Raw genomic sequence first — 14,235 nt, 5'->3', positions numbered from 1 at the left:
CCTTCAGGAAAAGCCTAAGATTTTAGCTTTCCGTCTTTTTCGGCTGCAAAAGCTCATCGAGAATGACGCAACCGGCGCCAACCGTGATGAAGCTGTCGGCAAGATTGAAGACGGCGAAGGACCAGCTTTCGGTGTGGAAGAGAATGTAGTCGATGACGTGGCCGTAGAGGAAACGGTCGATCAGATTGCCGAGCGCACCGGCAATGATCAGCGCAAATCCGCTATGCGCAATCCAGCGGTCCTTCGAGGTGCGATGCCAGAGCCAGATGACGAAGGCCACGATGACGATCCGCATGCCGACGATGAACCAGCCGTCCATGCCCGACAGCATCGAAAAGGCGACGCCGAGATTGTAAGTGCGGTAGAGCGCCACCATCGGGATCATCGGCACGGCTTCCTGCAATGGCAGATAGCGATCGACTGCGATCTTGACGATCTGGTCGATAGCGACCGCGACGAGAATGAAGATCAGGATCGGCAGCGGGCGCGACAGGAGCGCCGGACGGTCAAGCGTCTTTTCGGTCATTTGCCCTCGGAAAGCGAAAGGAGATGGCGCCGCGCTTCGAAAAGCATCACGGCACTTGCAACGGCGAGATTGAGGGAGTCCGCACGACCCTGCTGCGGGATGCGTGCAAGTGCGTCGGCTTCCTTAGCCAACTGGTCCGGCAGGCCGGACTGCTCGTTGCCCATGAGGAGAACGACCGGCCTCTTCTTGTAATCGATCGTGCGGTAATCGACCGAACCTGCAAGGTGCGTGGCGACGACGGCCACGCCGGCAGATTTCTTCCAGCCGATGAATTCTTCCGGCGTTGCCTTCGCAACGGGCACGGCGAACACGGAGCCCATCGTGGCGCGCACTGTTTCAAGGGAGAAGGGGTCGGTCGTTTCCCCGACGAGGATGACGCCGGAGGCGCCTGCAGCATCCGCCGTGCGGATGATTGTGCCGAGATTGCCGGGATCGCGTACCCGATCAAGCGCGATCCAGGTCTCGCCGTCCTTCGGACGGATGTCCTTCAGCAGCTTCCAGCGGCTCTCGAAAATGCCGACCACCATCTGCGGATTGTCACGCCGCGTGATCGAGGAAATGATCTTTTCGCTGACTTCGAGGACGAGGCCGCCGGAGGCTACGGTTTTCGCCGCCATCTGCTCGACCAGCGGCTTGCCCTTGGCCGCCTTGGCATAGACCAGCGTGCGGATCGCCCAGCCGAGCTCGATCGCGTCGATGACCAGCTTTAGGCCCTCGGCCATGAAGGTGCCGCTCTCTTCGCGCGACTTCTTGTTGGTCAGCGCCTTGATGTCCTTGATGATCGGATTGGCGAGCGACGTCACCTCTTTCACATGTCCGACCTTGTGGGGGCCATGGCCCCGATGTTCATGGCTCATTTCGGCACCCAGCGGGAGAAGAGGGAGGTCGACAGCGCGCGGCCCCGCGTCTTGCCGTCAAGGCCCGCCTCGCGGATCACGAGCTCGCCGGATTCGACCACGCCGCCTGCGCCGCGCATCGTCTCGCGCATCAATTCGTGGATCGAATAGAAGCTTGCACGGATCGAATAGGCGGTCAGCACCAGGCCAAGCGCCTGAGGCGACAGGATCTCGCGGCAGACATCGAGCATCAATGGCAGGTGTTCGAAGAGATGCCAGACTTCGCCGTTCGGGCCACGGCCGAATTTCGGCGGATCGGTAAGGATGATGTCATAGGTACTGCCGCGGCGCTCCTCACGGAGGATGAACTTCATCGCGTCTTCGCAGATCCAGCGGATCGGCAGTTTCTCCAAGCGGCCGAGCGCCTGATTTTCACGCGCCCAGCCGATTGCCTTCTTGGAGGCGTCGACATGGGTAACTTCCGCACCGGCCGCCGCCGCGACCAACGACGCGACACCTGTATAGCCGAAAAGATTTAGGACCTTCAGCGGACGGCCGGCGGCCTCGACCTGCTCTTTCATCCAGCTCCAGTGGACGATCTGTTCCGGAAATACGCCGACATGGCGGAAGGAGGTAAAGCGCCCATAAAAATCGACGCCCAGAAGATGCAGCGGCCAGGTCTCGCCGAGCGCCTCCTTCGGAAAGCGCCAGCGGCCGGTGCCTTCCTCGTCCGTATCGCCGGTAAAGATCGCATCGACCTTTTCCCAGACATGAGATGCCAGCGACGGCTGCCAGAGCGCCTGACCCTCGGGGCGGACGATGCGATAGGGGCCATATTGCTCGAGCTTCAGGCCGGTGCCGCTGTCGATGAGGTGAAAGTCGCCTGCGCCGAGGGATTCCAGAATGACAGGAACGCGCTCATGAGGACGGTCGCCCATGCGCTCCTTTAGCGGCCGCTCGCTTGCAGCAGGCGCGGTCGCCTCTCGCACGGTCTCCCGCGCGGCCACAGGCTTGACCGCTTTTGGCGGGTGGCTCGAGCGTTCGTCATTGCGGCGATTGCCGGGGGAGCCGGCAGATTGCGCCTTATGGCCCGGCCGGCGCTCTTTCTGTCTCAACGTGATTTCCGCGTCTCAAGTTTGATAGAGCCCGTGCAAATAGCATCCCCAGTCACCTTGGCAAAGTGCTTTCCCGCTGTGATAAGTTTAGAGAATTGAAACGGGAGGATTTCGATATGGACATGACCGGCGAGGAACGCATCAATGCGTCGCGCGATGCGGTGTGGGTAGCCTTGAACGATCCAGAGGTCTTGAAGCGATGCATCCCCGGCTGTCAAAGCCTCGAGATGAGATCGCCAACCGAGCTTACGGCGGTCGTCAAGGTCAAGATCGGACCGGTCTCGGCGACCTTCAACGGTGAGGTGACCCTGACAAATGTCAACGCGCCGGAGAGCTATACGATTTCGGGTGAGGGCAAGGGCGGCGTTGCAGGCTTTGCCAAGGGCGGGGCCGACGTCACCTTGAGGACGGAAGGTGCAGAGACAGTGCTGCAATATGCGGCAAAAGCGCAGGTCGGCGGCAAGCTTGCCCAGCTTGGAGCGCGGCTGGTGAATTCGACGTCGCAAAAGCTTGCGCAGCAATTCTTTGCAGATTTCAATGCTGTCGTTAGCGAAAAGGCCGCGGAATAGTCGCTATTGGCGTGGCACAGTCTTTGGCCTCTTCTAATTCGCATCCATGAATTACACAGTCAGAAATTCCCGCCCTTCGGACAATGGGCAGCTCGGCGACATCTATCTCAACGAGCGCAGGCAGACCTTCACCTGGGTCGATCCCGGCAAGTTCAGCCATGAGGATTTTCTCGCCCATTCGCAGGGTGAAATTGTCTGGGTTGCCGAAGCACCTGATGGCGAGATCGCCGGCTTCATGACGCTGTGGGCCGCGGATGATTTCATCCACATGCTCTACATCCGCAAGGAATGGCAGGGCAGGGGCGTCGGTACCGCGCTGCTGAAGGCTCTGCCGGAGTGGCCGCGCCGTAGATACCGGTTGAAGTGCCTGATCAACAACAGAAACGCCAAGACATTCTATGCCGGCCGCGGTTTCGTGGTCACCGGTAGCGGCACGTCGGCTGAAGGCGACTACGAGGAACTGAGCTTTATTCCTGCCTGACGTTCGATCAGCGGGAAGGCAATTGACCGGCGATCTCTTCGGCGCGGGCCTTGTGTCGGTCCGCCTCGCTGTGCCAGCGAACGGCCTCCTTTGCCTCGATTTTCGCGCGCTTGCGGTGTTTGCCCTGCGTGAGCCATGTGGCGGCCGATCCGATCAGCATGCCGATAATCAGCGCGATGAAGATGAAAACGAAGAACGGCGCAGAAACCGCGAGAACCTGATCTTCGGGCCGGAAGGGGTTGAATGCCAGCGACACGCTCTGCCGGTTGGCAACGCAGAAGATTATGAGAATGATGCCGAGCGGCAACAAAATCAAAAGGTTGATGATCTTCTTCGCCATCCGTGGCCTCCGCGCGTGGTTGCGCCGTTTCGATACGGCGCATGACTGCTCAGCAGAATAGAAAGGTGCGCGCGAGGTTCAAGCGCGATTTCGACGCAGTCCGGATGACGTTCAATCGTCGTGGTCGGCCTGGCCGGGGTTCAGCCGTTCGCGCAACTCCTTGCCGGTCTTGAAGAAGGGCACCCACTTCTCCTCGACGAAGACGGTGTCGCCGGTGCGCGGATTGCGGCCGGAGCGCGAAGGGCGGTTCTTGACGGAAAATGCACCGAAGCCGCGAAGCTCGACGCGGTTGCCCGCTGCGAGCGCATCGGTGATCTCGTCGAGAACCGCGTTGACGATATTCTCGACGTCCCGGTGATAAAGATGCGGGTTGCGCGCGGCAACGATCTGCACCAATTCCGACTTGATCACGGTCGCCCCCTTAAATTATTGATTTCTTATCAATCGCGGCCAACCTGCCAAACTGAAACGAGCCCGTCAAGGAGCAACTTTTGTGGCAGAATGCCCTCGATGTTCTGGCTCTTCAAGAGATCGCCATAGCCGAACAGAACTGCGAGCTTCGAAACAGCCCCTGCGAGCAGAAACGGCGTATAGCTCTTCTTGTCCCAATCCACGACCGGAAGATCCTTGCCGACGTCCCTCCCAGCGAGATAATCCCGGATTTCCGTGTCGCCGCCGACCCGGTCGATGAGCTTGACCTTCGCCGCTTGCCGGCCGGTGAAAATAGTGCCGTCGGCGAGCTTCAGCACCTCGTCGCGCGGCAGCTTGCGGCGGTCGACAACCAAGTCGACGAACCAGGCGTAGCTGTCCATGACCATATTGTTGATCATGGTTTTCGCTTCTTCACTGGCAGCATGGAAAGGCGATGGCTCTGCCTTCAGCGGCGACGACTTGATCTCTTGCAGCGAGACGCCGAGCTTGTCGAGCAGCGGTTGGATCTGCGGATACTGAAAGATCACGCCGATCGAACCGGTGAGCGAACTTTCTCCGGCAATGATCGTATCGCCAGCGGCAGCGATCATATAGCCCGCGGAAGCGGCAAGCGTTCGGATATCGGAGACGACCGGCTTCTTCGCCGCAATCGCCCGGATCGCTTTGAATATTTTTTCGCCGCCATAGGTCGTGCCGCCCGGCGAAGAAATGGAGACGATGACGCCTTTGACGCGGTCGTTTTCTTCGATCTTCTTCAGCCTCTCGAGCAACTCGTCGTCGTCGGTTATGAGGCCGGAAATCGTCACATGGGCGATGTGCGGCCGCTGCGTGGCGATGTCGCCTGCGACGAATTGGTATAGAGCAAAGCCGAGCGCGACCAAGAGCACCACCGCCGCAATACGCCAGAAGCCGAGTTTGCGGCGAAGCCTGCGGCGATCCGCGATCGTCGAACTGTCCATAAGGTCCTCCAGAGCCGGCGCGCCGGCTTCATTCAACATGGCATCAGATAAGGCGGCATTCCTTCTTCGGAAATGTCGATTTACCTCGTTTTCATGCCTTACTTGCTAGTTGCAGAAAAAAATCCATATTGGCAAGCTAGTGTAATAATGCGAAACGATCTGTGATCGGTGGATGTAGTCCCTATATAGGGTTGCCGATCAACTGACACGGACATGTTAATGCTCAACACATTGAACAGCAGCGGGAAGCCTGCCTTTGCCAGGCCTGTAAGGAGCGCCTATGCGGCTGCCCTCTTCCATTCTGCACGTGTCCGCCGCCTGAAGATATTGCTGCCTGTCGCTGCCGTCATCATTTCGCTTGCCTTCATTGCAGTCTCGATGGTCCGGGCATACCTGCCCGAGAATCTCAAGATCGAGGGCGCTAAGATCGAAAACGGCAAGATCGTCATGGAAAAGCCGGCGATCGCCGGGCGCAATGCCGACGGCATCAACTATTCGATGCTTGCCGAGCGCGCGCTGCAAGACATCAAGAATCCGAACCTTATCACGCTCGAAACGATCAAGGCTGCGGTGCCGGTCAACGATGATCTGATCGCCCGCGTCGAGGCTGCCACGGCCGACTATGACCGATCCACGGACAACCTTGCGCTGAGGGACCCATTCACGATTTTGCTGAGCAACGGTCTGACGGCGAAATTTCAATCTGCCAAGCTCGATATCAAGGGCGGCAAGATGACGACAGATGATCCTATCGAGATTCAAAAAGACCGCGCTTCGATTGTTGCGCAGTCGCTCAAGATGACCGATAAGGGGCGCGTGATCACATTCGAGGGGAATGTTCGCATGAATGTCGATCCATCCGTCATCCGTAAACAGGGCACCTAACAGCCGGGTCACTCATGACAATAGATTGTCACTTTTCACTTCGTAAGTCTGGCGTAACACTTGGCGGCAGCGCCCTGGGGCTTCTACTGATGGCAGGGGCCGCCTTTGCGCAGGCGACGACCAGCCAGATGGATGGCCTGAAGCTCGACAGCAATCAACCGATCCAGATCGAAAGCGACAAGCTCGAGATTCACGATCAGGAGCACAAGGCCGACTTCACCGGCAATGTGAAGGTCGTTCAGGGGAAGACGACCCTGCAGGCCGGTCATATGACGGTCTTTTACAAGGCACAGGGCGGCGACGCCCAACCAAACGGCGCAAAGGCCGACGCCGGAGCGGCGTCCATCTCATCGGGCAATGCCGACATCGACCGTATCATCGTTACCGATAAGGTTTTCCTGAGTTCCGGCACGCAGACGGCGACCGCCGACAACGGCTCCTTCGACATGGCCCAACAGCTCTTCGTCCTGAAGGGTGAAAAGGTTGTGCTGTCGGATGGGCCGAACGTCTTCACGGGCTGCCAGCTCACGGTTCATATGCAGACCGGACAGGCGCAACTGGATAGCTGCGGGGGGCGCGTCCAGATTCAGCTTGATCCGAAATCCCAGAAAAAGAACTGAGACCGGCCGCCCGACGTGAAATTATTCTCGCTTTCAACCATGTTCGGCCGGGCCGGGCCGCAATCTGCCGCGGACTCTGCCGCCGGCGGAGACAAAAGCCGTTACCACGGCACGCTGATTGCACGCGGTCTGACGAAGACCTATAGCACGCGGCGTGTCGTCAACGGCGTGTCGCTGGTCGTCAGGCGCGGCGAAGCTGTCGGCCTTCTGGGGCCAAACGGTGCCGGCAAGACGACCTGTTTTTACATGATCACCGGCCTCGTGCCGGTGGACGAAGGCACAATCGAGATCGACGGCAATGACGTGACGACGATGCCGATGTATCGCCGGTCGCGCCTGGGCGTCGGCTACCTGCCGCAGGAGGCCTCGATCTTCCGCGGCCTGACGGTCGAAGAGAATATCCGCGCCGTGCTCGAAGTGCACGAGAAGGACAAGGCCGAGCGGGAAAAGAAGCTCGATGAGCTTCTGGAGGAATTCCATATCTCCAAGCTGCGAAAATCGGCGGCGGTCGCATTGTCGGGCGGTGAGCGCCGGCGTCTGGAAATCGCTCGCGCGCTCGCAACCGATCCGACCTTCATGCTGCTTGACGAGCCTTTTGCGGGCGTCGATCCCATTTCGGTGGCTGACATCCAGAACCTCGTCCACCATCTGACGGCGCGCGGCATCGGCGTTTTGATCACCGATCACAATGTGCGCGAGACGCTCGGCCTCATCGATCGGGCCTATATCATCCATGCCGGCGAAGTGCTGACGCATGGGCGCGCGAACGACATCGTCAACAATCCGGAAGTGCGCCGGCTCTATCTTGGCGATAAATTCAGCCTTTGATAGGATCGAAGGCGACGGAAATTCACCTTCCTGTCATACTTGCGCTTGACCAAATAGAATAAAAAAGCAATTTTTGGGCCAAGTTGGATTTCCGCGGCCCGAACTCTGCTCGATCGCGGTTTCCCGGAGGAATTGAACGGGAGTTTCGCGTCCGCTATGGCCCTGTCTGCCAATCTTTTCCTGCGACAGAACCAGTCCCTGGTGATGACGCCGCAACTGATGCAATCCATCCAGTTGCTGCAGATGACGCATTTCGAGCTTGTCCAGTTTATTGCGCAGGAAGTCGAGAAGAACCCATTGCTCGAATTTCCGTCAGATGACGCGGAAACGGGCAGTGATAACGATGCACAGGATGAGCCGCACGGCCGTCAGGCCGACGATGATGACCGCACCGAGGCGCTTTCCGGGGACTGCTATGACAACGGCAATGACGGCAGCGCCAGCCGGCTGAGCGAAGAGCTGGATGTCAATTATGCAAATGTCTTCCAGGATGACGGGGTCCCGCCGCGGGCCGATGCGCCGGAGCTGATCAGCCAGTGGAAGTCGATGCCGGGGGGCGGCGACGGAGAAAATTACGATCTCGACGATTTTGTTGCAGGCCAGGTCTCGCTCAGGGATCACCTTGCGCAGCAGATTCCATTCATCCTGCCGGATGCGGGAGACCGTTTGATCGCGCAGCAGTTGATCGACCAGCTCGACGAGGCGGGTTACCTGCAAAGCGACGCTGCCGACATCGGCGAAAGACTGGGGAGCGATCCTGCGGCCGCCGAACGTGTTCTTGCCGAGTTGCAGACCCTTGATCCGCCCGGTGTCTTTGCTCGCAGCCTGGCCGAATGCCTGTCGATCCAGCTGAAGCAGAAGGACCGCTTCGATCCCGCCATGCAGGCCCTCGTTTCCAACCTCGAATTGCTGGCACGGCGCGACTTCGCGACGCTCAAGCGGCTTTGCGGCGTGGACGAGGAAGACCTGCTTGATATGCTCGCAGAGATTCGCCAGCTGAACCCGAAACCCGGCAGCGGCTTTGAAACCAGCGTTTCCGAAGCGATCATGCCGGATGTCGTCGTACGTTCGTCATCAGATGGGAGCTGGCTGGTGGAGTTGAACCCTGACACGCTCCCGCGCGTGCTCGTCAATCAGTCCTATTTCGCCCATGTCTCAAAGAACGGCGGTGACTACACGTTTCTGTCCGAATGCCTTCAGAGCGCCAACTGGCTCACCCGCAGCCTCGATCAGCGTGCGAAGACGATCATGAAGGTCGCAAGCGAGATTGTCCGCCAGCAGGATGCCTTCCTGATGCATGGCGTCGATCACCTGCGCCCGCTGAATCTGAAGACAGTTGCCGATGCCATCAAGATGCATGAGTCGACCGTCAGCCGCGTCACCTCGAACAAGTACATTCTGACGCCGCGCGGCCTCTTCGAACTCAAATATTTCTTCACGGTGTCGATCAGTGCGGTGGAGGGCGGCGATAGTCATTCGGCTGAGGCCGTTCGCCACAGGATACGCTCCCTGATCATGCAGGAAAGCACGGATGCGGTCCTCTCCGACGATGATATTGTCGACATGCTGAAGAAGGATGGCATTGATCTGGCTCGCCGTACGGTTGCAAAATACCGCGAGGCGATGAATATCGCGTCCTCCGTTCAGCGGCGGCGGGAAAAGCGGGCATTGGCGAAGGTTGCGGGCTTTTGAAAGTCCAGCTAAATCAACCCTTGCCTGCATATCCCAATCAGCGCGGCGGCACACCCGTTGACATTTCGGCAGTCTGCCGCTAGAAGCCCGCCGCAGTTGGCGCTGCAAACAGCGTTTGGACTTATCCCCATCATCCTCAGGGCGATTGAAGCACACGACTTAAGCCGATATTGCTTGAGTTTGCGTGAAGTGCTTGGATGAGGTCTGGCCTTGGCGTAAACTGGTACCGCAAACCACTATAAGAAGGGAAACTCCATGAGTGTGCGTGTATCCGGTAAACATATGGAAATTGGGGACTCGTTCCGTCAAAGGATCGAGGACCAAATGGACATGGCCATCACGAAATACTTCGACGGGGGATATTCCGGCCAGGTGATTGTGGAGAAATCGAGTTCGCGGTTCTCTGCGGATTGCAAGCTCCATCTTGATAGCGGGGTGGTGCTGCATGCGGCAGGCGAAGCGATGGATCCGCAGCTTGCATTCGATGCCGCTTCGGAGCGCATCGAAAAGCGTCTCCGCCGCTACAAGCGCAAGCTCAAGGATCATCATGCCGGGAACCATCTGAACGGTACGGAAGTCGCCTATACGGTCATGGACGCTGTCCCGGATCATGAAGACGAGGTCCCCGACGATTTCGCCCCGGTAATTGTTGCCGAGAGCACGAAGCAGTTGAAGACCATGTCCGTTGCGACCGCCGTCATGGCGCTCGATATGACGGATGAGCCACTGCTTTTGTTCCGCAGCCCGGGCAAGGAACATTTGAACATCGTTTACCGCAGGCATGACGGTAATATTGGCTGGATCGACGCCGCCAATATCAAGAGCTGACATCCGGGCGATGAGCGGTAGCCACGCCGCTCTCCCAATCATCCGGTTTCGGCGACAGAAGGAAAAAGAAATGGCATTGGCAGATCTGCTGCACCAAGATGCGATCATTCCCGCCCTAAAGGTAAATTCGAAGAAACAGTTGCTTCAGGAGTTGGCGGCAAAGGCCTCCAAGATCACCGGCCTTTCCGAGCGGGAAATTTTCGACGTCGTTCTGCAGCGCGAGCGTCTCGGCTCGACGGGCGTCGGCAATGGCATCGCCATTCCGCACGGCAAGCTCGCAAGTGTCCGCTCGATTGTCGGCGTCTTCGCACGGCTGGAAAGTCCGGTCGATTTCGAAGCGCTGGACGACCAGCCGGTCGACCTGGTGTTTCTGCTTCTCGCTCCGGAAGGGGCGGGTGCCGACCATCTGAAGGCGTTGTCGCGCATTGCGCGCGTGCTTCGCGATCACGATCTCGTCGCGAAGCTGCGAGCCACAGATTCCGCATCGGCGATCTACGCTTTCCTCAATGAAGAGCAAGCATCGAACGCTGCCTGAGCGGTAGACGATCATCGCAAATGAAAGAGGCGCCCGGTTGTCGGACGCCTCTTTTCATGTGTGAAGACGTGTGCCTCAAAACTCTTCCCAGTTGTCCTGAACAACGGCGGCCGAACTGTGCGACTGTGGCGCAGGGCGGCGCGAGGCGGGAGCCGGGGGACGGTAGGCCGGCGTCGGGGTGCGCATCTGCTGCGCCGTCGAGCGCAGCGCCGTGGCGTTGCCCTGAGCGGACACACGGAAGCGAAGGACGAGGGCTTTCAGCGTCTGCGCCTCGTCGTTCAGCGCAACACTGGCCGCTGTCGCTTCTTCCACCATTGCCGCATTCTGTTGGGTCACCTGGTCCATCTGGTTCATGGCCTGGTTAATTTCCTTGAGGCCGATCGCCTGTTCGCTCGCGGAGGCCGAGATCTGGCGGATGAGACCGTTGATGCCCATCACCTGCTCGGCGATCTTATGCAGCGTACCGCCAGCGCGACCGACGAGATCGACGCCTTCCTTGACCTGGATGGCCGAGGTGTTGATGAGCGTCTTGATCTCCTTGGCTGCAGTTGCAGAGCGTTGAGCCAGCTCACGGACTTCCTGAGCAACGACAGCGAAGCCCTTGCCCGCTTCACCAGCGCGCGCCGCCTCGACGCCGGCATTGAGTGCCAGCAGGTTCGTCTGGAAAGCGATTTCGTCGATGACGCCGATGATGCGCGAGACTTCCGTCGATGACTGTTCGATGCCGTGCATGGAGGCGATTGCTTTCTGTACCACCTCGCCGGATTTTTCCGCATCTTCACAGGCGAGATTGACGTTTTCTGCAGCCGTGCGGGCATTCTCGGCACTTGAATTGACCTGAGCGGTCAGCTCGTTGAGCGCGGCGGCGGTTTCTTCCAGGCTTGCCGCCTGCTGTTCCGTGCGCTTGGCAAGGTCCGAGGCGCTGTTGCTGATTTCGCTGGTGCCGGAGCCAATGTTCACGACGCTGAGGTTCATCGTGTTGATCGTCTCTTCAAGGCTGGCAAGCGCAGCGTTGAAATCCTGCTTCAGCTTGGCGTATTCGCCGGGGAACTCCTCCGTGAGGCGATGACCGAGGTTGCCCTGCGATAGTTCTGAGAGCCCGGCACCGACGATGGAAACGATCTGGCGCTGCAGCGCGACAGACTCCTGCCGCTCGCTTTCCGAGCGGCTGCGTTCGGCTTCAGCGGCACTGCGCTGATTGTCGGCCTCTGCCTCGAGCCGTTGCGTATCGGCAAGCGTAAACCGGAATCCTTCGAGGGCCTTGGCGACGGAACCGATCTCGTCTGCGCGCTCCTGGCCGGTCACCGGCTCTTCGTACTTGCCGTCGCTGAGTGCCTTGACACTTGCAACGAGCAAGCCGAGAGGCTTTTGCACCAAGGAGCGGACGGCAAAATAGAGAGCCAGCATGACGGCACCAAGGACAACAATGCCACCGGCGATCATCATGAAGGTTTGATCTCGCACCGGTGCATTGATGGCGCTGTGGGGAACATCGACGAGTACGACCCAGGTGGCATGAAGATCCGGTACGGCAAACGGATAAACGACGCGATCGAAGGGTTCATGGCCATCAAAGTTGAGGTTGCGAACCACACTCGGGGTCATCGAGGCTAGCGCTGTCTTAACTTCGGCCGCGGCTTCGCCGTTGCCGTAGGGTTTCGACATCAGTTCTTTCGTCGGCGCCACGATCCAGTTGCCGTTTTGCGCAACGAGAGTGACACGGCCCGAACCGAAGGGTTGCAATGCCTGCAGTTTGTCGGTGAGGGACTTGAGCGAGATGTCGACGCCTTCGACACCAATCATCTTGCCGCCGGACATGACCGGATAGGCGATGGAAGTCAGCAACGTCGGAACGTCGGTGCCTTCGGCAAGATAGGGTGAGGTGATGGCGCCCTTGCCGGTGTCGGCGGCAAGTTTCCACCATTCGGCGGTATAGTCGTTGTCGAAGGTCGAAAACTGGATGGCGCCATCCCTCGTCTTCGACCAGTAGGGCGTAAAGGCGCCGTTCTTGTTCGTGCCCTCATCGAGTTTGTCGGCGATCTCGGCTGTTTTGCCGTCAAAGGCGCCGAGCTGTTCGCAGAACCAGCTTCCAAAGGCAAAGGCATTCTGCTCGAGGTTGGCCTTCAGGATGTTAATGATGCCCTTGCGGTCGAAGGTCTTGCCTTCGTGACCGCGGCCGAGGACGCCCGACATCGAGCGCGCGGCACTCGCCAGCTCGCCGACATTCGCGGCGATCTCGTTGGCGATTGATTTCGCTTCGAGGTTGGCTTGGTCCATCGTCAACGCATGAACGCGATCGCGGGTCTGGCCAATCAGGAAGAAGTTGGAAACCAGTAGGACAAGCGCGATGGCCGCGCCTGTAATGAGGATGAGCTTTGCGGCAAGCGACTTCATGCGGAAGATGGACATGGGTTCCTCGGCAGGGGCAACGCACCGGAGTCGCATTCTCCGGCACGGGGAGGAAATGCCGCGCCGTCATGGAGCAGCCGTGACGTTGCCGGGGCCTTTTAAGAAAAGCCCGGCGATCAAAAGAAAGATCGCCGGAGATCTCTTAAATTTGAATGAAACTATACCGATTCATTCGGCTAATATATTGAGCTGATTCATATTTCTTCGAGTGTCCGGTCAAAATAGACAAGACTATATCTTGTTTGCGACTTCGGCGGACAAGGGAATGGATGGCTGTGCTCCGGCCTTGAGGCAGGCAAGCGAGCCGGCGACGGCGGCCCGGCGCAGCGAAGCCTCGAAATCGAGGCCTTCATCGAGGCTTGCCGCAAAGTAGCCGCAGAATGTATCGCCCGCCCCGACGGTATCCACCGGCTCGATCTTCAGTCCTTTCGCTCGTGTAATGACGCCATCCCGGATTGCGATCACACCGTCGGCGCCGAGCGTCACGATCAACGTCTGCCCAGTCTCTCCATGCAGGCGTCTCAACGCCGTTTCGCGATCAGCCGGGTTCATGTTGTCCTGGCCAGCAAGCAGCTCGAACTCCGTCTCGTTGGCAATGACGATAGCGGCGAGACGTCCAAGCCGCGGGGCGTCCACAATGAGCGGGGCGAGGTTGAGGACGGTCGTGACGCCCTTGACCTTGGCTGCGGTCAGCGCACGCTCGACTGCCGGGGCGGGCACCTCGAACTGCAGCATCAGGGTATCGCCCTTGCTCATGGCGCCGATCGCCGCATCGGCATCCTCGGCCGCGATGGTCCCGTTTGCGCCCGGCACGACGGCGATCATGTTCTCGCCGTCTCCACCAACAAGGATCAGCGCCGTACCGGTGGGTCCATCGACATGCTTGACGCCTGCAAGGTGGATGCCCGCCTGATCGAGAAGCGTCAGCGCCGGTGCAGCAAATTCATCCTTGCCGACTGCGCCCACCATATGGACCACGCAGCCGGCGCGTCGCGCGGCTAATGCCTGGTTGGCTCCCTTGCCGCCCGCCGCCGTTGCAAAACCGTTGCCGGCCACCGTTTCGCCAGGCTTTGGCAGGCGATCGGTCGTGGCGATGAGGTCCATGTTGATAGAGCCGAAAACGGTGATCATAAAGAGTGTCCTGTCATGCTTCTTATGGCGACGGACACTGCCCGATGGG

The 14,235-nt window shown here is 59.2% G+C and carries 16 protein-coding genes; 8 read left to right on the top strand and 8 right to left on the bottom strand.

The annotated features are described in order from the left end of the window. Window positions 1-22: 22 nt before the first annotated feature. Genes lspA through ACZ9DP_RS33520 form a run of 3 tightly spaced genes read right to left on the bottom strand, consistent with a single transcriptional unit; the run spans window position 23 to window position 2,477 of the window. Window positions 23-526 (bottom strand): signal peptidase II, encoded by a 504-nt coding sequence (gene lspA, locus ACZ9DP_RS33530; protein WP_074066438.1) that lies wholly within the window; start codon window positions 524-526, stop codon window positions 23-25. Further along, window positions 523-1,383 carry a TrmH family RNA methyltransferase gene (locus ACZ9DP_RS33525; RefSeq protein ID WP_074066439.1) on the bottom strand — a complete coding sequence of 287 codons (861 nt, stop codon included), beginning with the start codon at window positions 1,381-1,383 and terminating at the stop codon, window positions 523-525. Before ACZ9DP_RS33525 ends, lspA begins: the two co-directional genes overlap by 4 nt. Continuing rightward, complete coding sequence (locus tag ACZ9DP_RS33520; protein ID WP_194728774.1) at window positions 1,380-2,477, bottom strand: class I SAM-dependent methyltransferase; 1,098 nt, start codon at window positions 2,475-2,477, stop codon at window positions 1,380-1,382. The genes ACZ9DP_RS33525 and ACZ9DP_RS33520 overlap by 4 nt, the downstream gene beginning before the upstream one ends. A gap of 116 nt (window positions 2,478-2,593) precedes the next feature. On the opposite strand from ACZ9DP_RS33520, the gene ACZ9DP_RS33515 reads away from it, so the two are divergent. Next, complete coding sequence (locus ACZ9DP_RS33515) at window positions 2,594-3,046, top strand: SRPBCC family protein (RefSeq protein ID WP_194728775.1); 453 nt, start codon at window positions 2,594-2,596, stop codon at window positions 3,044-3,046. Window positions 3,047-3,092: 46 nt separating this feature from the next. Beyond that, the gene (locus tag ACZ9DP_RS33510) at window positions 3,093-3,527 is read left to right on the top strand and encodes a GNAT family N-acetyltransferase (RefSeq protein WP_194728776.1); all 435 of its coding nucleotides are present in this window, start codon (window positions 3,093-3,095) and stop codon (window positions 3,525-3,527) included. Window positions 3,528-3,534: 7 nt separating this feature from the next. Here ACZ9DP_RS33510 and ACZ9DP_RS33505 read toward each other — a convergent pair whose 3' ends face one another. The 3 genes from ACZ9DP_RS33505 to sppA all read right to left on the bottom strand — a co-directional run bounded on the left by ACZ9DP_RS33505 (window position 3,535) and on the right by sppA (window position 5,258). Then, window positions 3,535-3,867 (bottom strand): LapA family protein, encoded by a 333-nt coding sequence (locus tag ACZ9DP_RS33505; RefSeq protein WP_194728777.1) that lies wholly within the window; start codon window positions 3,865-3,867, stop codon window positions 3,535-3,537. 111 nt (window positions 3,868-3,978) lie between these two features. After that, entirely contained in the window at window positions 3,979-4,278 is a 300-nt protein-coding gene (locus tag ACZ9DP_RS33500; protein ID WP_039843736.1) for an integration host factor subunit beta, read from the bottom strand. A 29-nt stretch (window positions 4,279-4,307) separates the two neighbouring features. After that, window positions 4,308-5,258, bottom strand: a complete 951-nt coding sequence (sppA, locus tag ACZ9DP_RS33495; protein ID WP_476204906.1) for a signal peptide peptidase SppA — start codon at window positions 5,256-5,258, stop codon at window positions 4,308-4,310. A 219-nt stretch (window positions 5,259-5,477) separates the two neighbouring features. Here sppA and lptC point away from each other — a divergent pair, with 219 nt between their 5' ends. The 6 genes from lptC to ptsN all read left to right on the top strand — a co-directional run bounded on the left by lptC (window position 5,478) and on the right by ptsN (window position 10,646). Next, a complete protein-coding gene (lptC, locus tag ACZ9DP_RS33490) occupies window positions 5,478-6,143 on the top strand; it encodes an LPS export ABC transporter periplasmic protein LptC (RefSeq protein WP_476204904.1) in 666 nt (221 codons plus the stop codon). A gap of 14 nt (window positions 6,144-6,157) precedes the next feature. Further along, window positions 6,158-6,763, top strand: coding sequence for an LptA/OstA family protein (locus ACZ9DP_RS33485; RefSeq protein ID WP_074066445.1), 606 nt, complete (start codon window positions 6,158-6,160; stop codon window positions 6,761-6,763). Window positions 6,764-6,802: 39 nt separating this feature from the next. Then, window positions 6,803-7,591, top strand: coding sequence for an LPS export ABC transporter ATP-binding protein (lptB, locus tag ACZ9DP_RS33480; protein WP_028739414.1), 789 nt, complete (start codon window positions 6,803-6,805; stop codon window positions 7,589-7,591). A 156-nt stretch (window positions 7,592-7,747) separates the two neighbouring features. Beyond that, window positions 7,748-9,283 (top strand): RNA polymerase factor sigma-54, encoded by a 1,536-nt coding sequence (gene rpoN, locus ACZ9DP_RS33475; protein ID WP_476204903.1) that lies wholly within the window; start codon window positions 7,748-7,750, stop codon window positions 9,281-9,283. Between the two features lie 255 nt (window positions 9,284-9,538). Further along, complete coding sequence (hpf, locus tag ACZ9DP_RS33470; protein ID WP_022713501.1) at window positions 9,539-10,111, top strand: ribosome hibernation-promoting factor, HPF/YfiA family; 573 nt, start codon at window positions 9,539-9,541, stop codon at window positions 10,109-10,111. A gap of 70 nt (window positions 10,112-10,181) precedes the next feature. After that, a complete protein-coding gene (gene ptsN, locus ACZ9DP_RS33465; protein ID WP_022713502.1) occupies window positions 10,182-10,646 on the top strand; it encodes a PTS IIA-like nitrogen regulatory protein PtsN in 465 nt (154 codons plus the stop codon). Window positions 10,647-10,721: 75 nt separating this feature from the next. Here the strand turns inward: ptsN and ACZ9DP_RS33460 are convergent, their stop codons facing one another. Both ACZ9DP_RS33460 and ACZ9DP_RS33455 read right to left on the bottom strand, forming a co-directional pair. After that, window positions 10,722-13,055, bottom strand: a complete 2,334-nt coding sequence (locus ACZ9DP_RS33460; protein ID WP_372414816.1) for a methyl-accepting chemotaxis protein — start codon at window positions 13,053-13,055, stop codon at window positions 10,722-10,724. 231 nt (window positions 13,056-13,286) lie between these two features. Continuing rightward, window positions 13,287-14,186 (bottom strand): ribokinase, encoded by a 900-nt coding sequence (locus ACZ9DP_RS33455; RefSeq protein WP_476204901.1) that lies wholly within the window; start codon window positions 14,184-14,186, stop codon window positions 13,287-13,289. Window positions 14,187-14,235: the final 49 nt, after the last annotated feature.

The organism is Rhizobium sp. USDA 4016, assembly GCF_056279705.1.
This window is presented reverse-complemented; position numbering and strand designations above follow the sequence as displayed.